Origin of the sequence: Sphingomonas sp. Y38-1Y (assembly GCF_032391395.1) — a bacterium.
Taxonomy (GTDB): Bacteria; Pseudomonadota; Alphaproteobacteria; order Sphingomonadales; family Sphingomonadaceae; genus Sphingomonas.
The window spans coordinates 2132520-2159122 of record NZ_CP135916.1 but is presented as its reverse complement, the minus strand read 5'-3'; the positions used below and the strand labels follow the sequence as shown (position 1 = coordinate 2159122).

The 26603-nt window shown below is 68.1% G+C and carries 27 protein-coding genes; 14 read left to right on the top strand and 13 right to left on the bottom strand.

The annotated features are described in order from the left end of the window. Positions 1-26 precede the first annotated feature (26 nt). The 5 genes from metG to mazG are packed head-to-tail and all read left to right on the top strand — an operon-like array spanning position 27 to position 4496. A complete protein-coding gene (metG, locus tag RS883_RS10300) occupies positions 27-1583 on the top strand; it encodes a methionine--tRNA ligase (RefSeq protein WP_315760116.1) in 1557 nt (518 codons plus the stop codon). Further along, positions 1580-2359 (top strand): TatD family hydrolase, encoded by a 780-nt coding sequence (locus RS883_RS10295; RefSeq protein ID WP_315760115.1) that lies wholly within the window; start codon positions 1580-1582, stop codon positions 2357-2359. Before metG ends, RS883_RS10295 begins: the two co-directional genes overlap by 4 nt. Beyond that, positions 2356-3120 (top strand): MBL fold metallo-hydrolase, encoded by a 765-nt coding sequence (locus RS883_RS10290; protein ID WP_315760114.1) that lies wholly within the window; start codon positions 2356-2358, stop codon positions 3118-3120. Before RS883_RS10295 ends, RS883_RS10290 begins: the two co-directional genes overlap by 4 nt. Further along, the gene (locus tag RS883_RS10285) at positions 3117-3707 is read left to right on the top strand and encodes a retropepsin-like aspartic protease family protein (RefSeq protein ID WP_315760113.1); all 591 of its coding nucleotides are present in this window, start codon (positions 3117-3119) and stop codon (positions 3705-3707) included. Before RS883_RS10290 ends, RS883_RS10285 begins: the two co-directional genes overlap by 4 nt. A gap of 42 nt (positions 3708-3749) precedes the next feature. Then, positions 3750-4496, top strand: a complete 747-nt coding sequence (gene mazG, locus RS883_RS10280) for a nucleoside triphosphate pyrophosphohydrolase (protein ID WP_315760112.1) — start codon at positions 3750-3752, stop codon at positions 4494-4496. Positions 4497-4520: 24 nt separating this feature from the next. Here mazG and hflX read toward each other — a convergent pair whose 3' ends face one another. The 7 genes from hflX to dusB all read right to left on the bottom strand — a co-directional run bounded on the left by hflX (position 4521) and on the right by dusB (position 13629). Then, the gene (hflX, locus tag RS883_RS10275) at positions 4521-5813 is read right to left on the bottom strand and encodes a GTPase HflX (RefSeq protein ID WP_315760111.1); all 1293 of its coding nucleotides are present in this window, start codon (positions 5811-5813) and stop codon (positions 4521-4523) included. An 8-nt stretch (positions 5814-5821) separates the two neighbouring features. Beyond that, complete coding sequence (gene hfq / locus RS883_RS10270) at positions 5822-6313, bottom strand: RNA chaperone Hfq (RefSeq protein WP_315760110.1); 492 nt, start codon at positions 6311-6313, stop codon at positions 5822-5824. 119 nt (positions 6314-6432) lie between these two features. Beyond that, positions 6433-7809, bottom strand: coding sequence for a sigma-54 dependent transcriptional regulator (locus RS883_RS10265; RefSeq protein ID WP_315760109.1), 1377 nt, complete (start codon positions 7807-7809; stop codon positions 6433-6435). Further along, the gene (locus RS883_RS10260) at positions 7806-10070 is read right to left on the bottom strand and encodes a sensor histidine kinase (RefSeq protein WP_315760108.1); all 2265 of its coding nucleotides are present in this window, start codon (positions 10068-10070) and stop codon (positions 7806-7808) included. Before RS883_RS10260 ends, RS883_RS10265 begins: the two co-directional genes overlap by 4 nt. 60 nt (positions 10071-10130) lie before the next feature. Beyond that, positions 10131-11621, bottom strand: coding sequence for a nitrogen regulation protein NR(I) (ntrC, locus tag RS883_RS10255; RefSeq protein WP_315760107.1), 1491 nt, complete (start codon positions 11619-11621; stop codon positions 10131-10133). Next, positions 11579-12655 carry a two-component system sensor histidine kinase NtrB gene (locus RS883_RS10250; protein ID WP_315760106.1) on the bottom strand — a complete coding sequence of 359 codons (1077 nt, stop codon included), beginning with the start codon at positions 12653-12655 and terminating at the stop codon, positions 11579-11581. The genes ntrC and RS883_RS10250 overlap by 43 nt, the downstream gene beginning before the upstream one ends. Next, entirely contained in the window at positions 12631-13629 is a 999-nt protein-coding gene (dusB, locus tag RS883_RS10245; RefSeq protein ID WP_315760105.1) for a tRNA dihydrouridine synthase DusB, read from the bottom strand. Before dusB ends, RS883_RS10250 begins: the two co-directional genes overlap by 25 nt. A 92-nt stretch (positions 13630-13721) precedes the next feature. Between dusB and RS883_RS10240 the strand changes: the two genes are divergently transcribed. From RS883_RS10240 to RS883_RS10230, 3 genes are read left to right on the top strand one after another with little or no spacing between them, the layout of a single operon-like run. Further along, entirely contained in the window at positions 13722-14867 is a 1146-nt protein-coding gene (locus RS883_RS10240; RefSeq protein ID WP_315760104.1) for a bifunctional 2-C-methyl-D-erythritol 4-phosphate cytidylyltransferase/2-C-methyl-D-erythritol 2,4-cyclodiphosphate synthase, read from the top strand. After that, entirely contained in the window at positions 14864-15397 is a 534-nt protein-coding gene (locus RS883_RS10235) for a hypothetical protein (protein WP_315760103.1), read from the top strand. The genes RS883_RS10240 and RS883_RS10235 overlap by 4 nt, the downstream gene beginning before the upstream one ends. Positions 15398-15402: 5 nt before the next feature. Further along, the gene (locus tag RS883_RS10230) at positions 15403-15933 is read left to right on the top strand and encodes a CinA family protein (protein WP_315765062.1); all 531 of its coding nucleotides are present in this window, start codon (positions 15403-15405) and stop codon (positions 15931-15933) included. Here RS883_RS10230 and RS883_RS10225 read toward each other — a convergent pair. Continuing rightward, positions 15864-16355: a type II toxin-antitoxin system RatA family toxin gene (locus RS883_RS10225; RefSeq protein WP_315760102.1), complete on the bottom strand. Its 492-nt coding sequence runs from the start codon at positions 16353-16355 to the stop codon at positions 15864-15866. The genes RS883_RS10230 and RS883_RS10225 overlap by 70 nt on opposite strands. Beyond that, positions 16355-17281 carry a lipoyl synthase gene (lipA, locus tag RS883_RS10220; protein WP_315765059.1) on the bottom strand — a complete coding sequence of 309 codons (927 nt, stop codon included), beginning with the start codon at positions 17279-17281 and terminating at the stop codon, positions 16355-16357. Before lipA ends, RS883_RS10225 begins: the two co-directional genes overlap by 1 nt. A 132-nt stretch (positions 17282-17413) precedes the next feature. Between lipA and RS883_RS10215 the strand changes: the two genes are divergently transcribed. Next, positions 17414-18073 (top strand): carbonic anhydrase, encoded by a 660-nt coding sequence (locus tag RS883_RS10215; RefSeq protein ID WP_315760101.1) that lies wholly within the window; start codon positions 17414-17416, stop codon positions 18071-18073. 59 nt (positions 18074-18132) lie between these two features. Here the strand turns inward: RS883_RS10215 and RS883_RS10210 are convergent, their stop codons facing one another. Then, positions 18133-19083, bottom strand: a complete 951-nt coding sequence (locus RS883_RS10210; protein ID WP_315760100.1) for a manganese catalase family protein — start codon at positions 19081-19083, stop codon at positions 18133-18135. A gap of 119 nt (positions 19084-19202) precedes the next feature. After that, positions 19203-21005, bottom strand: a complete 1803-nt coding sequence (gene aspS, locus RS883_RS10205) for an aspartate--tRNA ligase (protein WP_315760099.1) — start codon at positions 21003-21005, stop codon at positions 19203-19205. Positions 21006-21104: 99 nt separating this feature from the next. Here aspS and rnd point away from each other — a divergent pair, with 99 nt between their 5' ends. Next, entirely contained in the window at positions 21105-22283 is a 1179-nt protein-coding gene (rnd, locus tag RS883_RS10200) for a ribonuclease D (RefSeq protein WP_315760098.1), read from the top strand. After that, a complete protein-coding gene (locus tag RS883_RS10195) occupies positions 22280-22591 on the top strand; it encodes an I78 family peptidase inhibitor (protein WP_315760097.1) in 312 nt (103 codons plus the stop codon). The genes rnd and RS883_RS10195 overlap by 4 nt, the downstream gene beginning before the upstream one ends. A gap of 4 nt (positions 22592-22595) precedes the next feature. Here RS883_RS10195 and RS883_RS10190 read toward each other — a convergent pair whose 3' ends face one another. After that, positions 22596-23168, bottom strand: coding sequence for a manganese efflux pump MntP family protein (locus RS883_RS10190; protein ID WP_315760096.1), 573 nt, complete (start codon positions 23166-23168; stop codon positions 22596-22598). A gap of 219 nt (positions 23169-23387) precedes the next feature. Beyond that, positions 23388-24179: a M15 family metallopeptidase gene (locus RS883_RS10185; protein WP_315760095.1), complete on the bottom strand. Its 792-nt coding sequence runs from the start codon at positions 24177-24179 to the stop codon at positions 23388-23390. On the opposite strand from RS883_RS10185, the gene RS883_RS10180 reads away from it, so the two are divergent. The 3 genes from RS883_RS10180 to ctrA all read left to right on the top strand — a co-directional run bounded on the left by RS883_RS10180 (position 24178) and on the right by ctrA (position 26603). Next, positions 24178-24843 carry an RluA family pseudouridine synthase gene (locus RS883_RS10180; RefSeq protein WP_315760094.1) on the top strand — a complete coding sequence of 222 codons (666 nt, stop codon included), beginning with the start codon at positions 24178-24180 and terminating at the stop codon, positions 24841-24843. The two genes, RS883_RS10185 and RS883_RS10180, sit on opposite strands and share 2 nt — an antisense overlap. Positions 24844-24850: 7 nt before the next feature. After that, positions 24851-25789 carry a LysR family transcriptional regulator gene (locus tag RS883_RS10175; protein ID WP_315760093.1) on the top strand — a complete coding sequence of 313 codons (939 nt, stop codon included), beginning with the start codon at positions 24851-24853 and terminating at the stop codon, positions 25787-25789. 112 nt (positions 25790-25901) lie between these two features. Further along, positions 25902-26603, top strand: a complete 702-nt coding sequence (ctrA, locus tag RS883_RS10170) for a response regulator transcription factor CtrA (RefSeq protein ID WP_315760092.1) — start codon at positions 25902-25904, stop codon at positions 26601-26603.

Sequence of the window (26603 nt, the reverse complement as noted above, 5' to 3'; positions counted from 1 at the left end):
GCGGCGCGCCCCCTAGAGCGAAGGGCATGGCTCAGCCCTTTTACATCACCACCGCGATCCACTATCCCAACGGCCGGCCGCATATCGGCCACGCCTATGAGATGATCGCCGCCGACGCGATCGCCCGCTTCCAGCGTCAGGCGGGCCGCGACGTCCGTTTCCAGACCGGCACCGACGAGCATGGGCTCAAGATGGCGCAGACCGCGCGGGACCGCGGCATGACCGCGCGCGAGCTGGCGGACGAGATGTCGGCGCATTTCAGCGAGATGGCCGATCGCCTCAACATCAGCCACGACCGCTTCATCCGCACCGTCGAAGCCGATCACTATCGCGCCAGCCAGGCGATCTGGGAGAAGATGCAGGCGTCCGGCGACCTCTATCTCGACCGTTACGAGGGCTGGTACTCGGTCCGGGACGAGGCCTTCTACGAAGAAAAGGAGCTGACCGACGGGGACGGCGGGCAGCGCCTGTCACCGCAGGGCACGCCCGTCGAATGGACCGCCGAAGAGACCTGGTTCTTCCGCCTGTCCAAATACCAGCAGCCGCTGCTCGACCTTTATGCCGCCGAGCCCGGCTTCATCCGGCCGGAGAGCCGCCGCAACGAGGTGCTGCGCTTTGTCGAAGGCGGGCTGACCGACCTATCGGTGTCGCGGACCAGCTTCGACTGGGGCGTGCCGGTGCCGGGCAGCCCGGGGCACGTGATGTATGTCTGGGTCGATGCGCTCACCAACTATCTGACGGGCGCCGGCTATCCGGACGAGGGCGAGCTGTGGCGCTACTGGCCTGCCGACCTGCACGTCATTGGCAAGGACATCGTCCGCTTCCACGCGGTCTATTGGCCCGCCTTCCTCATGTCTGCGGGCCTGCCGGTACCGCGCGAGGTGTTCGGCCACGGCTTCGTCCTCAACCGCGGCGAGAAGATGTCGAAGTCGGTCGGCAACGTCGTCGATCCGCTCGCGCTCTCCGATGCGTTCGGGGTCGATGCGCTCCGCTATTTCCTGCTGCGGGACATCAGCTGGGGCCAGGACGGCAGCTACAGCCCGCGTGCGATCGCAATGCGCGCCAATGCCGACCTTTCGAACAGCTTCGGCAACCTCGCCCAGCGGACGCTGAGCTTCATCGCCAAGAACCTCGACGGCGCGTTGCCGTCCGAAGGTCGGCCCGACGACGCCGACGCGGCCTTGCTCGCGACCGTGGCAGAAGCCAACGCTGAGTTCATCCGCCTGTTTGCCGAACAGTCGATCACCCCCGCGCTCGAAGCCTGGATGCGCGGGGTGTTCGCCTGCAACCAGTATATCGACGTGCAGGCCCCCTGGTCGCTGCGCAAGACCGATCCCGACCGGATGCACGCCGTGCTCGGCACGCTCGTTCGCGCGATCCGGCTGCTGGGGATCACGATCCTGCCCGTCGTCCCGGCCTCCGCCAGCGCGATGCTCGATCAGGTCGGCGCCGACGAGCGCGACCATGAGGCGCTCGCCGATGCCGGCTGGTACGCGCGAAAGGCGGGCGAGGGCTTTCGCATCGCGCCCCCGACCCCCATCTTCCCGCGCCTGGACGTGCCCGAGGAGGAAGCCGCGGCATGACGCTGGCCGACAGCCATTGTCACCTGAACTACAAGGGGTTGGTCGAGGAACAGGCCAAGGTCCTCGAACGCGCCCGCGCGCGCGGCGTGACCGCGATGCTCAACATCTCGACGCGCGAGCGTGAGTGGGGCGACGTCATTGCGGTTGCCGAGCGGGAGTCCGATGTCTGGGCCAGCGTGGGCATCCACCCGCACGAGGCGGATCAGCACCCGGACGTCGATGCGGCCAAGCTGATCGAGGCGGCGCGGCACCCGCGGGTCGTCGGGCTCGGCGAATGCGGGCTCGACTATTACTACGATCACAGCGATCGCGCGGCACAGGCGTCGAGCTTCCGCGCGCACTGCGCCGCCGCGCGAGAGACCGGCCTGCCGATCATCGTTCATACCCGCGATGCCGAGGACGATACCGCCGCGTTGCTGGAGAACGAACTGGGGAAGGGGGCCTTTCCCGGCGTCATCCACTGCTTTACCGGCACCGGTCCGTTCGCCGACCGGATGCTGGACCTCGGCTTCTACATCTCGATTTCCGGGATCGTGACGTTCAAGAACGCGCGCGATCTTCAGGAAACCGCCGCGCGGCTGCCGATCGAGCGACTGCTCATCGAAACGGATGCGCCGTTCCTTGCGCCGGTGCCGCACCGGGGCAAGCCGGGCGAGCCGGGCTTCGTCGCCGACACCTGTGCCTTCCTCGCCACCCTGCGCGGCACCACGGCGGAGGCGCTGGGCGAGGCGACCGCCGCCAACTTCCACGCATTGTTCGCGAAGACGCGCGCGTGAAGCTGACGCTGCTCGGTTGCGGCACCTCGTCCGGCGTGCCGCGGATCGGCAACGACTGGGGCGATTGCGATCCGAGCGAGCCGCGCAACCGCCGCACGCGTTGTGCCGCGCTGGTCGAAAGCGGCAACACGCGCATCCTGATCGATACCGGTCCCGACATGCGCGAACAGCTGAACGCCGCCAATGTCGGCCGCGTCGATGCGGTGATCTGGACCCACGACCATGCCGACCACACGCATGGGATCGACGACCTGCGCCAGCTTGCGCATTCGCTGGGGCAGCGGGTGCCGTGCTGGGCCCGGCCTGCGACCGCGGCGGTGCTGGACGAGCGGTTCGGCTATATCTTCCGTGGCGGCGGCGGCTATCGGCCGGTCGCTTCGCTGTCGGTGCTGCCGGATCGGATCACGATCGGCGGGGTCGAGATTGATGTGGTCGATCAGCCGCATGGCGAGATCACCAGTGCCGGGCTCATCTTCACACAAAATGGTAAACGGATCGTCTATTCAACCGACTTCCATGCACTTACCGACGAAATGGCAGACTCATTTGCAGGTTGCGAAGTGTGGATCCTCGACGCGCTGCGCCGCCACCCGCATCCGTCGCACAATCATCTGCCGCTCGCGCTCGACCATATCGAGCGGGTCGAACCCGGCCGCGCGGTGCTGATCCACATGGACAATTCGATGGACTATCGCACGGTTAACGCCGCGCTGCCAACCGGGGTCGAGCTTGGCTATGACGGCATGGAGCTGGTGCCATGACCGGCGATCAGGGTGTCGAGCTGATCTGGGGTGTCGGCGCGCTGGTGCTGGTGCTGAGCGCGCTCACCGTGCGGCGCGTGTCGGCGGGCGTGCTGATCCGCAACGTGCTCGGCTGGGTGGCGATCGCCGGCGTGCTGTTCGTGCTGTTCAACAACCAGGATCGCATCGCGCTGTTTGCCGAGCAGGCCGGGCTGACGGGCCAGCAGGTCTCGGGCGACACGGTTCGCATCCGCCAGTCGCCTGATGGTCATTTCTATGCCGATGTCCGCATTAACGGCACGCGCCAGCGGATGCTGGTGGACAGCGGCGCGACGATCACGGCCTTGTCCGAGAGCGCGGCGCAGGCTGCGGGCGTCAAGGCCGAGGGCGGAATGCCGGTGATCCTGGCGACCGCCAATGGACAGGTCCAGGCCCGTCGCGGGGTCGCCGAGACGTTCGCGATCGGCGACCTGGAAACGCGCGATCTGTCGGTCGTCATTTCGCCAAGCTTCGGCGAGATGAGCGTCGTCGGCATGAACTTCCTGTCGCGGCTGGGTAGCTGGCGGGTTGAGGGTCGCACGCTCATCCTCGAACCCAAACGCAGCTGAGCTTTACATAATGTATATTATCGAACTTGCGGAGATGGGGGGATGATGGAGCGTCTGGTGGCGATCATGGCCCGCCTCCGCGATCCGGAACGCGGCTGCGAGTGGGACGTCGCTCAGGATTTCCGATCGATCGCACCATACACGATCGAGGAAGCGTACGAGGTCGCCGACGCATGCGAGCGCGGCGACATGGACGACCTTCGCGACGAGCTTGGCGACCTGCTCCTCCAGGTCGTCTTTCACAGCCGCATGGCCGAGGAAGCCGGCGCGTTCACGCTGGCCGACGTCGTCACATCGATCAGCGACAAGATGGAGCGCCGACACCCACACATCTTCGGCGACCGCGCCGATGGCGGTCACCATCTGTGGGAGGTCATCAAGGCCGAGGAACGTGCGGCCAAATCCAACGGCGGCGCGCTGGCGGGCGTTGCCTTGGGCCTACCCGCGCTCACCCGCGCCGAGAAGCTTCAGAACCGCGCCGCCCGGGTCGGTTTCGATTGGCCCGACGCCAGCGGGGCTCGTGCCAAGATCGACGAGGAGATTGCCGAGGTCGAGAGCGCCGCCGACGACCAGCATCGCACCGAAGAGGTCGGCGACCTGCTGTTCGCCGTCGTCAACTGGGCGCGCCATCACCGCATCGATCCAGAGGCGGCGCTTCGGGTCGCCAACGGCAAGTTCGAGCGCCGCTTTCAAGCGATGGAAGCGTCAGCGGGCGACGCGTTCCCGGCGCTGGAACTGGAAGCCAAGGAAGCGCTATGGGTGGCCGCGAAGCGCGCCGAACGAGGTTAACGCCGCGTTTGCCAAACCCAGGCGCTACCCTGCCCGGCTGACGAACCGCTCGTGATCTTCCGGCGCCAGCCGTACTTCGTAATGCGCGCCGTCGTCGTCGATCCAGTGGTCCAGCACTTCGCCATGCTGGTGCAGCCACGCCGCCCCTGCGCCGTCGCCCGGATCCAGCGTCAGGATGAAACGCCGGTGTTCCGCCGTCAGGCGGGCGGCGGCGGTAGCGACGAGGTCGTCGACGCCCTCCCCCGTCAAGGCGGAGATTGCGACCACGTCACCGCGCGCCGCCGCGTCCTCGATCACCTCGCCGCGACGCTCGTCGTCCAGCGCATCCAGCTTGTTCCATGCCTCGATCCGCGGCGTCTCGGGATCGACGCCGATCTCGCCGAGCACATCCTCGACATCCTGCCGCTGCGCCTCGCTGTCGGGATGCGCGACATCGCGAACGTGGATGAGGAGGTCGGCCGAGATGACTTCCTCCAGCGTCGCCTTGAAGGCCGCGACCAGCTGCGTCGGCAGCTCCGACACGAAGCCCACCGTGTCCGACAGGATCGCCTTGTCGATCCCCGGCAGCGCCACCTGCCGCAGCGTCGGATCGAGCGTCGCGAACAGCAGGTTTTCGGCCATCACCCCCGCCCCGGTCAGGCGGTTGAACAGCGTCGACTTGCCAGCATTCGTATAGCCGACGAGCGCGACGACCGGCCAGGGCGCCCGCTGGCGCCGATCGCGGTGGAGCGTGCGCGTGCGGCTCACCTGATCGAGCTCGCGGCGAAGGCGCGCCATGCGGTCGCGGATCATTCGCCGGTCGGCCTCGATCTGCGTCTCGCCGGGACCGCCCAGGAAGCCGAAGCCGCCGCGCTGCCGCTCGAGGTGGGTCCAGCTTCGCACGAGGCGCGAGGATTGATAGTCGAGGTGGGCGAGCTCGACCTGTAACCGCCCCTCGGCCGTCCGCGCGCGCTCACCGAAGATCTCGAGGATTAGGCCGGTGCGGTCGATAACCTTGCAGCCGAGGCCGGTCTCCAGGTTGCGCTGCTGCACCGGCGTCAATGCCGCGTCAAACACCGCCAGACCGGCGCCAAGCGCCTCGACGCGCTCGTGCAGGCTCTCGACCTGACCACCGCCGATCAATGTCGCGGGTCGCGGCGTGCGGACGCGCAGCCCGACACGCTCGACCACCTCGACCCCGATCGCGGCGGCGAGACCGGCGGTCTCCTCCAGCCGCGCATCGACCTCACGGCTGGCGCCGCCCTGATCTGGAAGCACGACGATGGCGCGCGCGCCGCGGGCGAACTCCTCGGCGTCGCGATCGAACCCACTACTCATCGGCGGGCTCAGGCGGCGTCGCCCTGTGCCTGCTCCTCGGCCAGGTTGAGCGGGTTGGCGGGCTGGATCGTCGACACGGCGTGCTTGTAGACAAGCTGCGACATGCCGTCGCGCTGGAGCAGCATGCAGAACAGGTCGAAGGCGGCGATCTGACCCTGGAGCATCACGCCGTTCACGAGGAACATGGTCACATGCTCCTGCTGACGGCGGACGGCGCTCAGGAAAATTTCCTGAAGGACCGGGTTCTTGCTGCCGTTATCCGACACGCTGTCGATGATCGGCGCCAGATCGAGATTGCCGGTCGGCATGATCGTCGAGATCGCGTGCTTGTAGATGAGCTGCGACTGGCCGTCGCGGCGCAGCAGGACCGAAAAATTGTCGAACCAGGTGACGATGCCCTGCAACTTCACACCCTTGACGAGGAACATCGTCACCGGCGTCTTGGCGCGGCGGAGGGCGTTGAGGAACTGATCCTGGAGTGAGGTCTGCTTGTCGGCCATCGGTCGATCCCTTGTTCTTGGCGGGGTTTACCCGCTGTGCGCCGATTGAGAGCGGCGTCGGTCGCGCGCCAAGACGGCGCGTGGCTCGAAAATAGGGACGATTGCGACGATCGTCCAGCTTACTCGTCGCGGGTTTCGGTGATGCCCAGAAGCTTGAGCTTACGATGTAGCGCCGACCGCTCCATCCCGATGAAGCTCGCGGTGCGGCTGATGTTGCCGGAGAAGCGGCGGATCTGGACGCGCAGATACTCGCGCTCGAACGTCTCGCGTGCTTCGCGAAGCGGCGTGCCCATGATCGCGCTCGCGCCCAGCCCGCTGCCGTCGCGGCCGGTCTGAAGCACTTCGGGCGGCAACAGGTCGAGGTCGATGCGACCGATCCGATCGCCGGGCGCGAGGATGACGGTCCGCTCGACAACGTTGCGAAGCTGGCGGACATTGCCCGGCCATTCATAGCTTTGCAGCGCGACCATCGCATCGGGTGCGACCTCGGGCGTCGGCACGCGGCGATCCGCGGCGTAGCGCGCGACGTAATGCTCGACCAGCGGCGGGATGTCCTCGCGCCGGTCGGCCAGCGGCGGGATGACGACGGGCACGACGTTGAGGCGGTAGTAGAGATCCTCGCGGAACCGCCCCTCCCCGATCTCGACCATCAGGTCGCGCGCCGTCGCCGACACGACGCGGACATCCACCTTGACCACGCGCGTGCCGCCGACGCGGGTAAAGCTCTGGTCCGTCAGCACGCGAAGGATGCGCGCCTGTGTCGCGACCGGCATGTCGGCGATCTCGTCGAGGAACAGCGTGCCGCCATGCGCCTGTTCGAGAAGCCCCGGGCGGACGAGATCGCCCGCTTCCTCGACCCCGAACAGCTCCTCCTCGACGCGCTCCGGCGTCATTCGCGCGGCGCTGACGATGACGAACGGCAGGTTCGACCGCTGGCTCCAGGCATGAAGCAGACGGGCGGCAACCTCCTTGCCGACCCCCGGCCCACCCGAGATCAGCACGCGGCTCCCGGTCGAAGCGACGCGCTTGAGCGTCGCGCGCACGGTGTTGATCGCCGCCGACGCGCCGGTCAGGTCGGTGTCGCGGCCGGCACTCGCGCGCAGGCTCTCGACCTCCTGGCGAAGCCGCTCGGTCTCGGTCGCGCGCTGGACGAGGAGGAGCAGGCGCTCCGCCTCGAACGGCTTTTCGATGAAGTCGCTGGCGCCGCGCCGGATCGCCGCCACCGCGGTGTCGAGATTGCCGTGGCCGGAGATGACGAGCACGGGCAGCGACGGATCGCGCCGCTTGATCTCCTCAAGCAACTCCAACCCGTCGAGCCGCGATCCGTGCAGCCAGACGTCGAGCAGGACGAGGCTGGGCCGCCGCGTCGCGATCGCCTCGAGCGCGGAGTCGCTGTCGGCCGCGGCGCGCGTCTCATAGCCTTCGTCTTCGAGGACCCCTGCCACCAGCTCGCGGATATCGCGTTCGTCGTCGACGACGAGGATGTCGAGGGTCATGGCATTGGCTTCCGGTTACGAGTCAACATGTGGAGGCGGTCGTCGTCGATCATCGGCGTCGCTTCGGCATCCTCGACGATCGCCAGCGGCGCGAGCGCGCGCGCGTCGAAGGCGAGCGTGACGATCGTGCCGCCGCCGGGGCGGTCCGCAAAGCCGATCGAGCCCATATGCTCCTCGACGATCTTTTTGACGATCGCGAGGCCCAGGCCAGTGCCGCGGCTGCGCGTCGTCATATAGGGTTCGACGATGCGGTCGCGCTCCAGCGGGAGGCCGACGCCATTGTCGGCGACGCTGAGGAGCACGCGCCCATCCGCCTCGCCCAGCGTCAGCACGACCTCGCCGGGGGGCAGTTCCTCGCCATCGCGCGCGCCGATCGCCTCGGCGGCGTTCTTGATGATGTTGGTCAGCGCCTGGCCGATCTGGCGCCGATCGCAGACGAGCGTGACCGGTGCGTCGGCGTCATGGTCGAGGCGGAAGGCAATGTCGGGATGCCCGACCTCGTGCAGGAACAGCGACTGGCGCGCGATGTCGACCAGCGACTCGCGGCGGAACACGGGCTTGGGCATCCGCGCAAAGGAGGAGAACTCGTCGACCATGCGCCGCAGGTCGCCGACCTGACGGACGATCGTCTCGGTCAGGCGCGGGAAGGTCGTGTCGGCGGGATCGATCTGACGGCCGTAACGGCGCTGGAGCCGCTCGGCCGCGAGCTGAATCGGGGTGAGCGGGTTCTTGATCTCGTGCGCGATTCGGCGTGCGACGTCGGCCCAGGCGGCACGGCGCTGGTCGGCGAGCTGCTGGGTGATGTCGTCGAAGGTCAGGATCGGCCCGGCGGCGTCGCGCGTGATCTTGACCGCGAGCGTCCGCGCCTCGCCGCCATGCGTCAGCTGCACCACCGCTTCGCGCTGGTCGCTGCCCAGCAGCGCGTCGAGCTCGGGCGCGATCTCGGCGAGCGGACGCCCGATCGCGCTCGCCTCGCCGGTCTGGAGGAGACTCGCGGCCGAGCTGTTGATCAGCCGCACCGTCCGCCCCGGTCCGATCGACACGATGCCCGCGGAGACGCCCGACATCACCGCCTCGATCAGCGCACGGCGCCCTTCCGACTCCGCGTTCGCGGCGACGAGGGCGCCGGTCTGCTCCTTCAGCCGCTCGGTCATCGTGTTGAACGCGCCCGCCAGCGTGCCGACCTCGTCCATCCGCTTGGGCGTGCTGACACGAGCGTCGAAATTGCCGCCGGCCACACGGCGCGCGGCGTCGACAAGATCGTTCACCGGCCGCACGAGGCGATCGGCGATGGCAAGCGCTGCAAAGACCGCAAGCCCGACGATGAACAGCGAGATCCCGAGCAGCGCGAGGTTGAAGCGAAGCTGGAGCGACCGGGACCGTTCGCGCAACGCCCGATAGTCGGCGACCACACCCTCGGCCCGCTGCTTACGCTGCATCAGCTCCTTGGCGCCGACGACGCGGCTGGAGGCCACGAGATATTGCGTGCCGGGCACTGGCGCGATCGACTGAACCCGCTCGCCACTCACGATCACCACGCTCGGCTTGCCCGCCAGCACGGCGCGGGCATCTTCGATGCGAATGCTGCTCGCCAGCCCACGCTCATACGGGTCGAGGAGGGCAAAGGTCAGGATCTCGCCCTTGGGCGACACGCCGAAGATGATCGACTCGGCCAAGCTGCGCTGAAGCACGCTCTGCGCGTAAGTGCCGACAAATTCCGGGGAGTCGAAGCCGTAGCCGCTCGACAGCAGATTGGCGACGTCCTTGCCGACGGCGATGTTCTCGCCATCGACCCAGCGGGTCATCTCGACATAGGATTCGTTGGCGAGCGTCGCCGCCCGCTCGATCATGTCCTTGGCGCGGTCGGAATACCAGAACTCGACGCCGTACTGGAACAGCATCGATGCGACGATCGTGACGAGGATCATCGGCACGCTGGCGAGGACGGAGAACAGCGCGACCAACCGGACGTGGAGCCGCCCCTGCCCCCCTGCCGCCGTTTCGGCCGCGCGCTTGATCGCGATGCGGCGGCCGATCAGCACGATCAGCGCGACCGCGGGCACCAGGTTGGCGACCATCAGCAATGCCACCAGCGGCGGCGTCAGCGGGCGCGGCGAACTGGGGTCGGCGGTGATGATGAAATAGGTGGCGATACCGATCGCGATCGCCGCCGCGAGCACACCCAGCTCGACCAGCGGCGTGACGCTCAGCCGGCGGCGCGGTTCGGTCGTCAACGCATCGGGAACGGCCACAGCCTCCATCGTTGCAACGGTACAACGTCAGCGTGGCCGCGAAAACACATTCTTTCGCTCATCCTGCCGTCAGGCGCTCACGGTTCGCCGACTGGGATCAATGCCGAGCGTGTCGAGGCGCTTGCGGAGCGTATTTCGATTGATGCCCAGGATGCGCGCGGCGCGAAGCTGGTTCTGGCCGCATCGCGCGAGCACCGCCTCGATCAGCGGCCGCTCCACCTCCGCGATGATGCGTTCGTAGAGGCTCCCATCCTCGAACGCTTGCGGCGTCTCCCGCGCCAGCCGCTCCAGCCGCGCGGCAACCGCGGCGGAGAGGTCGGGGTCGACCTCGCCCGGCGCGATCGCCGGCGGACCGCCCTTGCCCATGTTGGCGCGGATTTCCTCGGCATCGATCGTCGTGTCGCGACCGAGCGCGGCGACGCGCCGCATCAGGTTCTCAAGCTCGCGGACGTTACCCGGCCAGTCATGGCTCTCGAGCAGCGACAGCGCCCCCTTGTCGATCCCCTTGCGCGGAAGTCCGCTCTGCGCCGCGCGGTCGAGGAAGTGGCGGGCGAGCGATCCGACATCCTGCCGACGCTCGCGCAGTGCCGGGAGGCTGATCGGCACGACGTTGAGGCGATAGAACAGGTCCTCGCGAAACGCGCCCTGGCTGACGGAGGCGGTCAGGTCCTTGTTGGTGGCGGCGACGATCCGCACGTCGGCGCGGATCGTGCGCGCGCCGCCGACCGTCGTGAACTCGCCCGACTGGAGCACGCGGAGCAATCGGGTCTGCGCCTCCATCGGCATGTCGCCAATCTCGTCGAGGAACAACGTGCCGCCCGCCGCCTGCTCGAACCGACCGGCGACGCGGGCGCCGGCACCGGTAAAGGCGCCGCGCTCATGGCCGAACAGCTCCGCCTCGATCAGTTCGCGCGGGATCGCCGCCATGTTGATCGCGACGAACGGCGCGGCACGGCGCGGGCCAAGTTCGTGGATCGCCCGCGCGACCAGTTCCTTGCCCGTTCCCGACTCGCCCGAGATCAGGACAGTCAGGTCGTTGGCGACCACGCGCGCAATGACGCGATACACCTCCTGCATCGCCGGCGACCGGCCGATGAGGAGGCCACCGCCCTCCTCCGCCGGCCCCATATCGACGGGCCGTGCGGCGCCCTTGGCCAGCGCGCCCTGCACGGCGTCGGCCAGCGCGGCGAGGTCGAAGGGCTTTGGAAGGTAGTCGAACGCGCCCGCCTCGGTCGCGCGGACCGCGGTGGTCAGCGTATTCTGCGCCGACAGCACGATCACGGGCAGGCCCGGATATTCGTCGGTCAGCGACATGACGACGTCCAGCCCGTTCCCATCCGGCAGGATCACGTCGGTGACGAGCACGCCGGGCAGCCCTCGCGCGATCTCCTGGCGAAGCTGGGCGATGCTGGCGACGGTGTCGACGCGGTGTCCTGCCCGGCGCAGCGCCTGCGCGACGACGGTGCGGATCGCCGCGTCGTCGTCGCAGACCAGGATGCTGCCGATCCGCCCCTCGGTCACGAGCCGGCTCGCGGCAACAGGATACGCAGCACCGTCCATTCAGGCTCTCCCTCGCGAGCATAGGCGACGATCCCGCCCATGTCGCGCACCAGCTTGTCGACCAGCGGCAGGCCGAGCCCCTGCCCCTCCGGCTTGCCCGACACGAACGGCTCGAACAGATGCTCGGCGATGTCGGCAGGCGCGCCCGGGCCATTGTCGACGACGCAGATTTCGATCGGCAGCTTCTGGCGTGGGCGGCCCGGCGCCGTGCTCGCCGACATGCCGTGGCGGTAGGCGGTGCTGATCTGCATCCGCGGATCGCGCCGGCCCTGCAGCGCTTCCGCCGCGTTCTTCATCAGGTTGACCATCACCTGGACGAAGCGGTCCCGGTCGATCAGCACGTCGGGCAGTGACGGGTCGAACCGTTCCTCGATCGTCACGCCGCGCGCGAACCCCGCTTGTGCCAGCCGCTTGGCATGGGCGAGCAGCGGATAGATGTTCGCCCCCTCCAGCGCCGGCGGGCGCGTGTCGGTGAAGTCCTGCATGCGGTCGATCAGCGCGGCGACGCGATCGACCTCCGTGGTGATGAGGCCGGTCAGTTCCTGTTCGCCGCTTTCGTCGGCCAGAAGCTGCGCCGCGCCGCGGATGCCCGACAGCGGGTTCTTGATCTCGTGCGCGAGCATCGCCGCCGCGCCCATCGCCGCCCGTGCACCGCCGCGATCGCCCACACCGTGCCGGCGTCCCGCACTCGCGTCATGCAGCGTGACGACGCGCCAGCCGCTTTCCGGCAGCATCGCCTCGATCATGTCGACGCGGATGCGGTGGCCGCGGCGGGTGACCAGGTCTGTGTCGAGCAGCGCCAGGCCGCCGCGCTCCCGCCCGCGCACGAACTCCTCCGGCAGCACCAGCACCTGCGTCAGGCCGAGGCCGCGCATCGATCGGTCGGACTGGTTGAGCAGGAGCTCGCAGGCGCCGTTGGCGAAGACGATCCCGTCACCGGGATCCAGCACCAGCACCGCCACCGGCAGCGCCGCGAACAGCTCGGCCGCGGCGGGGCCGCCCTCGACCCTCAAGCCGCCGCGCGCGAGCGCCACGGCGCGTAGAAGTCGGCGAGCATCGCCTGGACGACCTTGGGATCGCCGATCTGGTTGACCTTGTTGCGGAACTCGGCCGAGCCATGAAGGCCGCGCGTGTACCAGCCGATATGCTTGCGCGCCATGTTGACACCGGTCTCGGTGCCGTAGTGCGACAGCATCATATCGTAATGCTCGGCGATCAGTTCGTACTGCGCCTCGATCGACGGGTCGGCGACCTCGCGCCCACCGGCGAAATGCGCCATCACCTGGCCCAGCAGCCACGGCTTGCCGTACGCTCCGCGCCCGATCATCACGCCGTCCGCACCCGACTGCGCCAGCGCGGTGTCGGCATCCTCGATCGAGCAGATGTCGCCGTTGACGATCACGGGCAGCGTCACCGCATCCTTGACGGTGCGGACGAACGCCCAGTCGGCGTTCCCCTTGTACATCTGGTTGCGGGTGCGGCCGTGGACGGTGATGAGCTGTGCGCCGAGATCCTGCGCGATGCGCGCGAGTTCAGGCGCGTTCAGGCTCGAATGATCCCAGCCCATCCGCATCTTGACGGTGACCGGCACCTTTACCGCCTTGACCACCGCGTCGATCAGGCTGGCCGCGAGCGGCAGGTCGCGCATCAGCGCGGAGCCCGCATCGCCGTTGACGACCTTCTTGACCGGGCAGCCCATGTTGATGTCGATGATCGCGGCGCCGCGATCCTCGTTGAGCCTGGCCGCCTCCGCCATCTCGAACGGCGAGCAGCCGGCGAGCTGCATCGACACCGGCTCCTCGACCGGATCCCACGCCGCCTTCTGCAGCGACTGGCGCGTCTCGCGGATCATCGCCTGGCTGGCGATCATCTCCGTGACGTTCAGGCCCGAGCCGAAGCGGCGCACGATCTTGCGGAACGGCAGGTCGGTGACACCCGTCATCGGCGCGAGGATCACGGGACTGTCGATCCGCACCGGACCGATCTGGATGGGAGCGAGCTGGGTCATCGATACTGCCTGAAAAACGGGCAGCGCATAACCGAAGGGCCGGTGACTCGCAAGGCTGGCGGCTCCGCTACGATTCGCGTAGGCGCGCGGTGATGGATTGCCCCAAGACCGCCGCCCTGATCGTCGCCGCCGGGCAAGGCACGCGCGCCGGCGGCCCCAAGCAGTTCCGCGATCTCGGCGGGCGACCGCTCATCGCCTGGAGCCATGCCGCGCTCTCGACGCACCCCGGCATCGACACCGTGCTCGTCGCGATCGGCGCGGGACAGGAAACGATGCTGGTCGAGGCGCTGGGCGAGGTCCCGTTCGTGATCGGCGGCGCCACGCGGCGCGAGTCCGTGCGCGCGGGGATCGCGGCGCTGGCGGGCCATGACCGCGTGCTCGTCCACGATGCCGCCCGGCCGTTCGTCCCGGTGTCGGTGATCGACGCGCTGCTGACCGCGCTGGACGAAGATGCGGGTGCCACCCCCGCCCTCGCCGTCGCCGACACGCTTGCGCGCGGGATCGAGGTGCTGGGCGATACGGTGCCGCGCGACGGCATGGTGCGCATCCAGACGCCGCAGGCCTTTCGCCTCGCCGACCTCGTCGCCGCGCACGACGCCTGGCCCGCCGATGCCGAGGCCACCGACGATGCGCAGATGCTGCGCGCCGCCGGCCACACCGTCGCGCTGGTCGAAGGAAGCCCGATGCTCGACAAGATCACCTACCCCGCCGACTTCGCCGCTGCCGAAGCGCGGCTCGCATCGCGACTGGTCAGCCGCACCGCAACGGGCTTCGACGTCCACCGGCTGGAGGCCGGCGAGGAGCTGTGGCTCGGCGGCGTCCTGATCCCGCACGACAAGGGGCTGTCGGGGCATAGCGATGCCGACGTCGCGCTCCATGCGATCACAGACGCGCTGCTCGGCACGATCGCGGCGGGCGATATCGGCCAGCATTTTCCGCCCAGCGATCCGCAGTGGAAGGGCGCTCGCTCGGACCAGTTCCTCGCCCACGCCGCAACCCTCGTCGCCAAGGCGGGCGGGATCATCGACTTCATCGACCTGACGCTGATGTGCGAGGCGCCGAAGATCGGCCCGCACCGCGCCGCGATGCGCGAGCGGATCGCGGCGATCTTGCAGCTTCCGGTCGCCCACGTTAGCGTCAAGGCAACGACGACCGAGCGGCTGGGCTTCACCGGCCGCGGCGAAGGGATCGCTGCTCAGGCGAGCGCGACGGTCCGCGTACCGGGACAGGAACCATGATCGACACGATTTCGCGCGGCGCGCTGTGGCTCGCCGCGCTCGCCTTGCCCGCCCCCGCCATGGCGCAGGCGCGCAGCCAGTGCCTGACCGAGCGCGAGGGCGAGGCGGTGCTGCTCTACCTCGCCCCCGATCTGCTTTCGCAGGCGGGCCGCATCTGCGCGCCCGTGCTGCCCGCCAGCGCCTATCTGCGCCGTTCGGGCGACCTTGGCCGGCGCTATGCCGCGGCGAGCGCCGATGCATGGCCGGCCGCGCGCGTCGCAATCGCCAAGGTTGCCGGTCCGGATGTCGCCCCGCTGCTCGACTCGGCTTTCGCCGCGCCGGCGGTGTCGTCGCTGGTCGCACCGCTCGTCGCGTCGGAGATCAAGGCCGCCGACTGCCCGCAGCTTGATCGCATCCTCTCGCTCGTCGCGCCGCTGCCGCCACAGAATGTCGCGGGCATCGCCGTTGCCTTTCTCCAGATCGCCAACGATCGCGACCGCCAGTCCGGACGCCGCTCGCCGCTGACGATCTGCGAAGCGCCCAATCGGTGACGCGCATGGACACGATGCTGCCCCCCGATCTCGTCGCGCTCGCCCGGCGCGTGGTCGAGGCGAACCACAAACGCGGTCGCCGCGTCGCGCTGGCCGAAAGCTGCACCGGCGGCCTCGTCGCCGCCGCGCTGACCGAGATCCCCGGCTCGTCGGAGGTGCTCGACGCGGGCTTCGTCACCTATTCGAACGAAGCGAAGATGAAGACGCTGGGCGTCAGCCTGGATGTCCTCGAAACGTTCGGTGCGGTTTCGATCGCGGTCGCGTGGCGGATGGCGCAGGGCGCGCTCGACCATTCGGGCGCCGACGTCGCGGTGGCGATCACCGGTATCGCCGGGCCGGGCGGCGGTTCGCCGAAGAAACCGGTCGGTACGGTCGTGTTCGCTCGCGCGGTCCGCGGTGCCGATCCGCAGGACGTCCACGCCGATTCCAGGTTGTTCGAGGACAATGGCCGCGCGGGGATCCGCCTTCAGGCGGCGTCGTGCGCGCTCGAACTGCTGCTGCCGGACGCCGCGGAGCCCGAGGTCGAACTGCCGTAGAGCGTCGCGGCGCGCTCCTCGAACGCGCCGATCATCTTGCGCAGCGCGCGGTCGAACACCTGGCCCGCCAGCATCTCGAACACCCGGCTCTTGAACTGGAAGTCGACGGCGAAGTCGACCAGCGTGCCGCCCTTTCCGTCGGGGCGAAAGGTCCAGTCGTTGTTGAGGTATTTGAGCGGCCCGTCGAGGTAATCGACGCGGATATGCTCCGGCCGCTCCTTCTTCACGCGCGAGGTAAAGCTTTCGCGCAGGCCCTTGAAGCCGACGATCATGTCGGCGACCATTTCCGTCTCGCTGTTCGATCGCACGCGGATCGCGCTGACCCAGGGCAGGAACTCGGCATAGCGGCCGACATCGGCCACCATGTCGTACATCTGCTCCGGGCTGTACGGCAGTGCCCGCGTCTCGTTGTGCTTGGGCATCAGCGGGTGCGGGCGAGCTTCGCCTCGCGATTGGTGCGCAGCCGCTCGAAATCGTCGCCCGCATGATAGCTCGACCGCGTGAGCGGCGAGGATGCGACGAGAAGGAAGCCCTTGGCCCGCGCGATCGCGGCATAGGCATCGAACGCCTGCGGCGTCACGAAATCCTCGACCTTGGCATGGCGCGGCGTCGGCTGAAGATACTGGCCCATCGTCAGGAAATCGACGTCGGCGGAGCGCATGTCGTCCATCACCTGATGAACCTCCAGCCGCTGCTCGCCCAGCCCCAGCATGATCCCCGACTTGGTGAAGATCGACGGGTCGTGCTTCTTGACGCTCTCCAGGAGGCGCAGCGACGCGTAGTAGCGCGCGCCCGGCCGGATGGTCGGATAGAGCCTCGGCACCGTCTCCAGGTTGTGATTGTACACGTCCGGGCGCGCCGCGACGATCGCCTCGACCGCGGCCTCCGCCTTGTTGCGGAAGTCGGGGGTCAGGATCTCGATCGTCGTGGTCGGGTTCGACGCGCGGATCGCCTCGATCACCTTGACGAACTGGCTCGCCCCGCCGTCGGGCAGGTCGTCGCGATCGACCGAGGTGATGACGATGTGGTTCAGCCCCATCTGCGCCGCGGCGTCGGCGACGTTCTGCGGCTCCATCCGGTCGACCGCGCGCGGCATCCCCGTCTTCACGTTGCAGAACGCGCAGGCGCGCGTGCATGTGTCGCCCAGGATCATCACCGTCGCGTGCTTCTTCGACCAGCATTCGCCGATGTTCGGGCACGCCGCCTCTTCGCACACCGTCGTCAGGCTTTTCGATCGCATCAGCTCGCGCGTGGCGGCGAACCCGGCGGAGGTCGGCGCCTTGACGCGAATCCAGTCGGGCTTGCGCGCACGCGGCGCGCGGGGAGCAAGAACGGGGCTGTCGGTCATGCGGTCCAGATAGAGGCAGCGGACCGTGGAGACAATCGGCCGGGACATCATTTGACACAAAGCGTTCGTTGCTTGGCAAAACACCCTTGCCTAGCTGCACGTCACAGCAATCAACCCTTGTCGGGAGGCCAAATGACCCACTTCAACGAGCTGATTGACGGCTATCACCGGTTCCGGACCTCGGACCTTCGTCGCCAGCATGACCGCTGGCTGGAGCTGCGCGAGAAGCAGGAGCCCAAGGTGATGATCGTCGCCTGCTCCGACAGCCGCGTCGAGCCGTCGCAGATCTTCGACACCATTCCGGGCGAGATCTTCGTCGTGCGCAACGTCGCCGCGCTCGTCCCCCCGTTCGAGGATACCGGCGGCCGCCACGGCGTGTCGGCCGCGCTCGAATTCGCGGTGACCAAGCTCAAGGTCGAAGAGATCGTCGTCATGGGCCACGGCGCCTGCGGCGGCTGCGCCGCGGCGCTGTCGAACGTGTTCAAGGATGCCGAGCCCGGCGAGGGCGGATTCGTCCGCGACTGGGTCAGCATCCTCGACGGCGCGCGTGAGAAGATCAAGGCCAGCCACGGCGACAGCGCCGAAGCGGGCCGCGAGATGGAGTATGAGGCGGTTCGCGTCTCGCTCGCCAACCTCGACACCTTCCCCTTCATCCAGAAGGCCAAGGCGGCGGGCGAGATCAAGCTTCACGGCGCCTATTTCTCGATCATGGACGGCGAGCTCCACGTGCTGGGTGAGGACGACAAGTTCCACTTCCCGCAGCCGCGCGCGGTCGAGACCGCCGTTCTCTAATCCCCGACTACTCGCCGGCGCCCGATAAGGGCGCCGGCGAGACCACTTCCCTCGCGCGCTCAGCTCTTGAGCGCGTCCTGGACGGCATGAGCGGCCTTGCCGAGCATGCCGTCCTCTTTTTGATCCGACATCTGCTGCGTCTGCGCGCCGCCACCGGGCCGCGGCGGCGCGAGCATCGGTTCGCCGCCCAGCGGCTCCATCGCCCGCTGAGAGTATTCGGCATTGCCGTCGAGCGACGGCCCCTGCGACCAGCGCCCTGCCGGCGGCGGCGACCCATCGCGGTTGAAGCCGAGCTGGACGTAGCTGAACTCGGCCGCCTCGCTCGCCTGCGGGAAGCTGTTGGGGATCGGCAGGTTGGCGTCCAGCCCGCCCAACTCCTCGATCACCGCCAGGAACTGCTGCTGGTGATAGGTGTCGCGGGCGATGAGGTAGGACAGCATGTCCTTCATCCCCGGATCCTCGGTCATGTTGTAGAGCTTGGTCGCAAGCATCCGCCCCGTCGCCTCGGCGGTGACGTTGGCGAGCATGTCGGCGGCGATGTTGCCGCTGGCATAGACGTGGCTGGTGTCGAACGGCACGCCGTTGGCATCGGTCGGCAGCGCCGCCAATCCGGTCGACAGGACGTGACGCATGTCGATGCCGTTGAGCACCGACCCGCCCGCCGCGTCCTTGGCGACGTCCTCCTTCATCGACAGCGGCGCCGTCTCGAGATTAAGCGCCACCGCCGTCGCCAGCATCTCGATATGTGCGATTTCCTCAGTGGCGGTGTTGAGCAGGAGGTCGCGATACTTGGCGGGGCCGCGGCTGCCCCAGGCCTGGAAGAAATATTGCAGGCAGACGCGGATCTCACCCTCGATCCCGCCGATCGCCTGCTGCAACGCCTTGGCGAACAGCGGGTCCGGCTTCTCGACGCGGACGGGATACTGCAACAGCTTGTCGGTATAGTACATCGCTTCCTCCGGGCTCGGGACGAGAGCGGCCGTGCTGCGAAGCGGGCGCTTCGCAGTCATCGGCCAGGATCATGTGCTGCGAGGCCCAAACGGGCGCTCGCAGGTCATGTTCCGGAGAAAACGACGTCTTTGCTGTAGGTTAGCGAGATGCTGACCGATGTTGATCGAGGTTGCGCGGATCAGCCCGCGGGCTTGTTCGCCGGTGCCTCGACGATGCGGATGCCCAGCTCGCGAAGCTGCTTGGCCGTGACCGCCGACGGCGCGTTCATCATCAGATCCTCGGCCTTCTGCGTCATCGGGAAGGTGATGACCTCTCGGATGTTGGGCTCGTCGGCCAGCAGCATGACGATGCGGTCGACGCCCGGCGCCGAGCCGCCGTGCGGCGGCGCGCCGCACTTGAACGCGTTGATCATGCCCGAGAAGTTCGCGTCGACTTCTTCCTGCGAATAGCCGGCGATCTCGAACGCCTTGTACATGATCTCCGGCTTGTGGTTCCGGATCGCGCCCGACGACAGCTCTACGCCGTTGCAGACGATGTCGTACTGATAGGCGAGGATGTCGAGCGGGTCCTTGGTCGTGAGCGACTCCAACTCGCCCTGGGGCATTGAGAAGGGGTTGTGGCTGAAGTCGACCTTCTTGGCGTCCTCGTCATATTCGAACATCGGGAAGTCGACGATCCAGCAGAACTCGAAGCGGTTCTGGTCGATCAGGTTCAGCTGCTCGGCGACGCGCGTGCGGGCGAGCCCGGCGAGCTTGGCCGCCTGCCCTTCCTTGCCCGCGGCGAAGAACACGCCGTCATTGGCACCCAGGCCAAGCGCGGCGATCAGCTTCGCCGTCGCTTCCTCGCCATGGTTCTTGGCGATCGGGCCGCCGGGGACGCCATCCTTGATGTTGATGTAGCCGAGGCCCGAATAGCCCTCGCCCCGCGCCCAGTTGTTCATGTCGTCGAAGAACTTGCGGCTCCCCGCACCGGCGCCCGGCGCCGGGATCGCACGGATGACGCTGCCCCCCTCGACCAGGCTGGCGAAGATGCCGAAGCCCGAGCCGTGGAAGTGATCGGTCACGTCGACGATCTCGATCGGGTTGCGCAGGTCGGGCTTGTCGTTGCCGTACTTCAGCATCGACTCGCGATACGGAATGCGGCGGAACGGCAGTGCCGAGACCTGGCGCCCCTTGCCCTGCCAGTCGGCGAACTCCTCGAACAAGCCGTGCAGCACGGGCTCGATCGCGGCGAACACGTCCTCCTGCGTGACGAAGCTCATCTCGAAATCGAGCTGATAGAATTCGCCGGGCGACCGGTCGGCGCGCGCATCCTCGTCGCGGAAGCAGGGCGCGATCTGGAAATAGCGGTCGAAGCCGGCGACCATCAGCAGCTGCTTGAACATCTGCGGCGCCTGCGGCAGCGCATAGAACTTGCCCGGATGGACGCGGCTGGGGACGAGGTAGTCGCGCGCACCCTCTGGCGACGACGCGGTCAGGATCGGCGTCTGGAACTCGGTGAAGCCCTGGTCGATCATCCGGCGGCGCAGCGACGCGATCACGCTGGCGCGCAGCATGATGTTGGCGTGCACCTTCTCGCGGCGCAGGTCGACGAAGCGGTAGCGCAGGCGAATGTCCTCTGGATATTCGTTGTCGCCCGCGACCGGCATCGGCAGCTCGTGCGCCATCGACTGAACCACCGCCTCAGTCGCGCGAATCTCGACCGCGCCGGTCGGCAGGTTGGGGTTCACCGCCTCGGCCGCGCGGGCGACGACCTTGCCGGTGATCGTCACCACCGATTCGCTGCGCAGCGATTCGATGACGTTGAAGACGGGACCGTCGACCTCGGTCACGATCTGGGTAATGCCGTAATGATCGCGCAGGTCGATGAAGACCAGGTCGCCATGATCGCGCTTCTTGTGCACCCAGCCCGATAGGCGGACGGTCGCGCCGACATCGGTGTCGCGAAGGGCGCCGCAATGGTGCGTGCGATAGGCGTGCATGGTCGTTGCTCTTTCAATTCAGCGCGAAACGGAATGGGGCGGCGCATCCGGCTCCTTCCCCTCTTTGTCAACCCGCGCGACTGGTTCTATGGGGGGCCGATGCACATACATGGCCTGATCGAGGACAATGCCGCCCTCGCCAATCTCTGCGCGCGCCTTTCCAACTCGCCCTTCGTCGCGGTGGACACCGAGTTCATGCGCGAGAACAGCTACTGGCCCGAGCTCTGCCTGATCCAGATCGCCGACGAGAACGAGGCGGCGGCGATCGATCCGATGCAGCCGGGCATCGACCTGAAGCCCCTGCTCGACCTCCTCACCGAGAACGAGGACGTGCTCAAGGTCTTCCATGCCGGCGGCCAGGATATCGAGATCATCTACAACCTGACCGGCAAGACCCCGCACCCGCTGTTCGACACGCAGGTGGCGGCGATGGCACTCGGCCAGGGCGAACAGATCGGCTATTCGAACCTGGTCGACAGCTATCTCGGCATCGTCGTCGACAAGGGCGCACGCTTCACCGACTGGTCGCGCCGGCCACTCGATGCGCGGCAGATCGACTATGCGATCGCCGACGTGACGCACCTGTCGAAGATCTTCCCGCGGATGCTCGACAAGCTGCGTCGCACCGGCCGCGGGCTGTGGCTGGACGAGGAGATGGAGCGGCTCGCCAACCCCGCCAACTATTTCAACGATCCGGATGAGGCGTGGCAGCGCGTCCGCATCAACAGCCGCAAGCCCGAAGTGCTGGGTCGGCTGAAGGCACTCGCCCGCTGGCGCGAGCTCGAGGCGCAGGGCAAGGACCTGCCGCGTGGCCGCATCGTCAAGGACGAGACGATCGCCGACCTCGCCGCCAATCCGCCCAGGAAGCAGGGCGACCTGACGCGCGTGCGCGGGCTGTCGGCAACATGGGGCGGCAACGATATCGGCGGGCGACTGATGGCCGCGCTGGAGGGCGCGACGCCGATGCGCGGCGACGAGCTGCCCGCACGCGACGATCGCAAGCCCGGCGTCGGCAAGGACGGCGCGCTGGTCGCCGACCTGCTCAAGCTGCTCCTCAAGATCCGCGCCAAGGAGATCAACGTCGCCTCGCGCCTGCTCGCCCGATCCGACGATCTGGAGGCGCTCGCCGCCGGACAGCGTGAGGGACTGGCGGTGCTCGAGGGATGGCGCTTCGAACAGTTCGGCCGCGATGCGGTGGCGCTGGTCGAAGGGCGCTTGGGCTTCGCCGTCAAGGGCGGCAAGCTCAAGATGACGCGTACCGAGGAGGAAGCCGAATGATCCGACTGGCCCCGATCGCCCTGATCGCCTGTGCCGCCTGCACGCCGACGACGGACACGCCGCCCGCGGCCGAGAGCCCGGTCGCGACCGATCCGACGACGGGTGCGCAGTGCGACGCGACCGCCGTCCAGTCGCTGGTCGGCCAGACCGCCGACGCCGCCACGATCGAGCGCGCGCGGTCGACCTCAGGTGCGCGCACCGTGCGCAGCTACAACACGGGCGACGCGGTGACGCAGGATTTCCGCCCCGACCGGCTGAACGTCGAGCGCGGCGCGGACGGAAAGATCGCTCGCCTGACCTGCGGCTGATGCGTTAGATGATGCCGGTGTGCTGGAGGAGGATCGCGGTGCCGATCCCCGCCAGCACGACGCCGCCGACGATCCCGGCGTAATTGCCCAGATACGGCCCCACCCGCTTGCCGAGCATCACGCCGCCCGTTGCGACGAGGCAGGTGACGCCGCCGATGACGATGCAGGCGACCGCAATGTTGACGTCCATCAGCGCCAGCGTGACGCCCACCGCCGCCGCATCGATGCTGGTGGCGAGTGCGGTGAGCATCAGTCGGAAATAGTTGGTCTCGCTCGGGGCGGGCGCCTCGATCTCCGCATTGCCGCGGACACTCTGGACGATCATGTGCCCGCCGATCACCGCGAGCAGCACGAACGAGACCCAGTGATCCCAGTCCGCGATCCAGTCGTTGACCAGATAGCCGAGCAGCCAGCCCGCCGCCGGGGTCAGCGCCTCGAAGAAGCCGAACACCGCGCCGACGCGCAGCGCGTCGCGCCACCGCGTTCGCGGAGCCTGCGCCCCCTTGCCGAGGGCCGCCGCAAAGGCGTCGACCGAAAGGCTGGCGCCGAGCGCGCCGAGCGTGAGGATACCGGGCATGTCGCAAATCCTGGGGCCGAGATCGAACGGCAGCCACCGACCCTGGCCCATCGTGGCCCGGTGCTGCCGCTGGTCTCGTCGGGCGGCCTTTCGCCGCTGCTGCCGCCACGATCCGCAGGACCGAGCTTGTTGACGACAGCCCCGCTTGCATGCGGGTAACTACTCCCCAAGGGTTGCGCGCTCCCTAAACGACGGCGCCAATCGGAGCAACCGCTCCAGTCAGTCGACCCCCGGATTGGCCGGAAACTTCGCCCGCGCCAACCGGAAGGTCCGCCGCGCCGCCTCCGCACTCGGCATTGCCGCGTTCGTCCCCACCCAGCGCCAGTGCCACGGCTCCCACTTCACCTGCTGCCTGTTGCCCGCGGGGAAGCTGAGCTCGAATCCATAGCGCGCGGCGTTGGCGAGCAGCCACTTGCCCATGTCGGTCGCGGCGAAGCACGCATCCGCATCGGGACAGCCGCCGCGATCGCGCGTCCCGAAATCGATGACATAGCCGGTCGCATGCTCGCTATGCCCCGGCGGTGCAGAGGCCCAGGCGCGGTCGGTGAACCCCTGCGTGCGCCCCGACAGGATGCCCGCGCAAAAGGTCTGCGCCTGGAACGCGACGCTTCGCTGGCACGACACCGCGCGCAGCTTGCCCGCGACGCGCGGATCCGCGTCGGCGGCGGCGATCAGGCGCTGGAGGTCGGGCAGCATCGCCGGGTTCACGCGGCAACCATTGTCGCCGAGCGACGCAGGGGCGGGCACCAGCGCGCTGGACGGCATTTCGGGATAGGGGAAGTGATTGAGCAACCGGCCATCGGGCCCTGGCGCCACCGTCCCTCGCCCGCACAGCGCCATCGGCGGCCGTGCTGCGGCGACGAGAACCGGGGGCGGTGCCGCAGGAAGCGGGGTGTAGGGTGCAGGGGCCGGGTTCGCTATCGTCACCGGCGCCGGCGGCGCGGCACATCCGGCGAGCGCGAGCAGCGCCCCCTCCCCCAGCGCCCATGCGCATGCTAGGCGACGTCGCATGGCCCTCCCCGATCTTGCCGACCGCGTACTGTTCATCGATGGCGAGGCGCTGATCCTCGACAAGCCCGCGGGGCTGCCCGTCGACGAACCGCGCGACCGCTCACCGAGCGTCGAATCGATGCTGGATACGCTGACCTTCGGCTTCAAGCGTGCGCCCCTTCCCGTCCATCGGCTCGACCGCGACACCAGCGGCTGCCTGCTCCTGTCGCGCAACCCCAAGGCGCACAAGCGGTTCCAGCAAGCATTCGAGGGCGGGCTGGTCGGCAAGCGCTATCTGGCCGTGCTTTCGGGCGTTCCGGCGGAAGCGAAAGGTACGGTCGACCTGCCGCTCGCCAAGGTGTCGACCGCGGAGACAGGCTGGCGCATGGTCCCCGATCCGCGCGGCAAGCGGGCGGTCACGCATTACGAAGTGCTGCGAGTGGAAACCGGCCGCGCGCTCGTCGCCTTCGTGCCGGAGACGGGACGCACGCACCAGATCCGCGTCCACGCCGCAAACGGCATCGGCCTTCCGATCGTCGGCGACCCGCATTATGGCCGCGGCGAGCGGGGCGGGATGCTGCTCCACGCGCATCGCCTGTCGCTTCCTCGCGACGGCAAGGCGCCGATCGAGGCGGAGGCGCCGCTGCCCGAGCGCTTCGCCGCCGCGGGCTTCGGCGAAGGCTAGGCGCGCCATGGCGCTGCCCGATTTCGAGGCCTGGGCGATCTTCGCCTGCGTGGTCGATCATCGCAGCTTCAGCGGCGCCGCCCAGTCGCTCGGCCTCAGCAAGGCCACCGTGTCGAAGGCGATCAGCCGGCTGGAGGCGCGGCTGGGCACCGCGCTGTTCCACCGCACCTCGCGTCGGCTGACGCTGACCGACAGCGGCCGGTCGCTCGCCGAACATGCGCAGCGCATCCTGGCCGAGGGACAGGCGGCGGAGGAGCAGGCGCTGGAGAGCGCGCAGGCGCCGACCGGCCTGGTCCGCGTCGCCGCGCCGATGACGTTCGGCGTCCGTCACGTCGCGCCCGCGCTCGCCGACTTCATGTCCGAGCATCCCGGGATCGAGATCGAACTCGCGTTGTCGGACGCGCGGGTCGACATCGTCGCCGAGGGGATCGACATTGCGCTGCGCATTGCCGACCTGCCCGACAGCTCGCTTCGGGCACGGCGGCTGTCGGCGGTCAGCTCGCACGTCGTTGCCAGCCCCGCCTATCTCGCCCGCGCGGGCACGCCGACGCATCCGGCGCAGCTCGCCGAGCATCCTTGCTTCGGGTACACCAACATCGCCAACCCGACCTGGCTGTTCCAGGGTCCGGGCGGCGAAGTCGCGGCTGTCCGAGCGACGGGCCCGATCGCCACCAACAATGGCGAGGCGATGATCCCCGCCCTGCTCGCCGGCATCGGCATCGCCCGCCTGCCCGACTTCATCGTCGATCGCGAGCTTGCCACCGGCGACCTGGTCGCGATCCTGCCCGGATGGCGCGCGCCGCCGGTCGCGCTCCATCTGCTCACCCCGCCCAGCCCGCGCCGTCCGGCACGCGTGGAATTGCTGATCGCCTGGTTTACCGAACGCTTCCGTAACATTTGCGAACGAGAAGGTAAGCACGCCGACTCGAGGATTACCGCGCCTTAGCGAGAAATTAACCTTTTGGCTTCAGAGCTGTTTAGGTTAATGGAACAGTCCAACGAGCGGCCGTGCCAAAGGGGGCAGAGAGCATCTCGTCAGAGGACAGGGGATCCGGCCGATGCGCGTACTGCTGATCGAGGACGAGCCTACCACTGCCAAGGCGATCGAGCTGATGCTCGGGACCGAGGGTTTCAACGTCTATTCGACCGACCTGGGCGAAGAGGGTTTGGACCTTGGCAAGCTCTATGACTACGACATCATCCTGCTCGACCTGAACCTGCCCGACATGCACGGGTACGACGTGCTCAAGAAGCTGCGCGTCGCCCGGGTGCAGACGCCGGTGTTGATCCTGTCGGGCGTTGCCGAAATGGATTCGAAGGTGCGCAGCTTCGGCTTCGGCGCCGACGATTACGTCACCAAGCCCTTCCACCGCGAGGAACTGATCGCGCGCATCCACGCCGTGGTCCGCCGCTCCAAGGGGCATTCGCAGTCGGTCATCAAGACCGGCAAGCTGGCGGTCAACCTGGATGCCAAGACGGTCGAGGTCGATGGCGCCCGCGTGCACCTGACCGGCAAGGAATATGCGATGCTGGAGCTGCTCTCGCTCCGCAAGGGCACGACGCTGACCAAGGAAATGTTCCTGAACCACCTTTATGGCGGAATGGACGAGCCCGAGCTCAAGATCATCGACGTCTTCATCTGCAAGCTTCGCAAGAAGCTGTCGATGGCGACCGAGGGCGACAACTATATCGAGACCGTCTGGGGTCGCGGCTATGTGCTGCGCGATCCGGAGGAAGCGCGCGAGGCGCAGGTCGCCTGA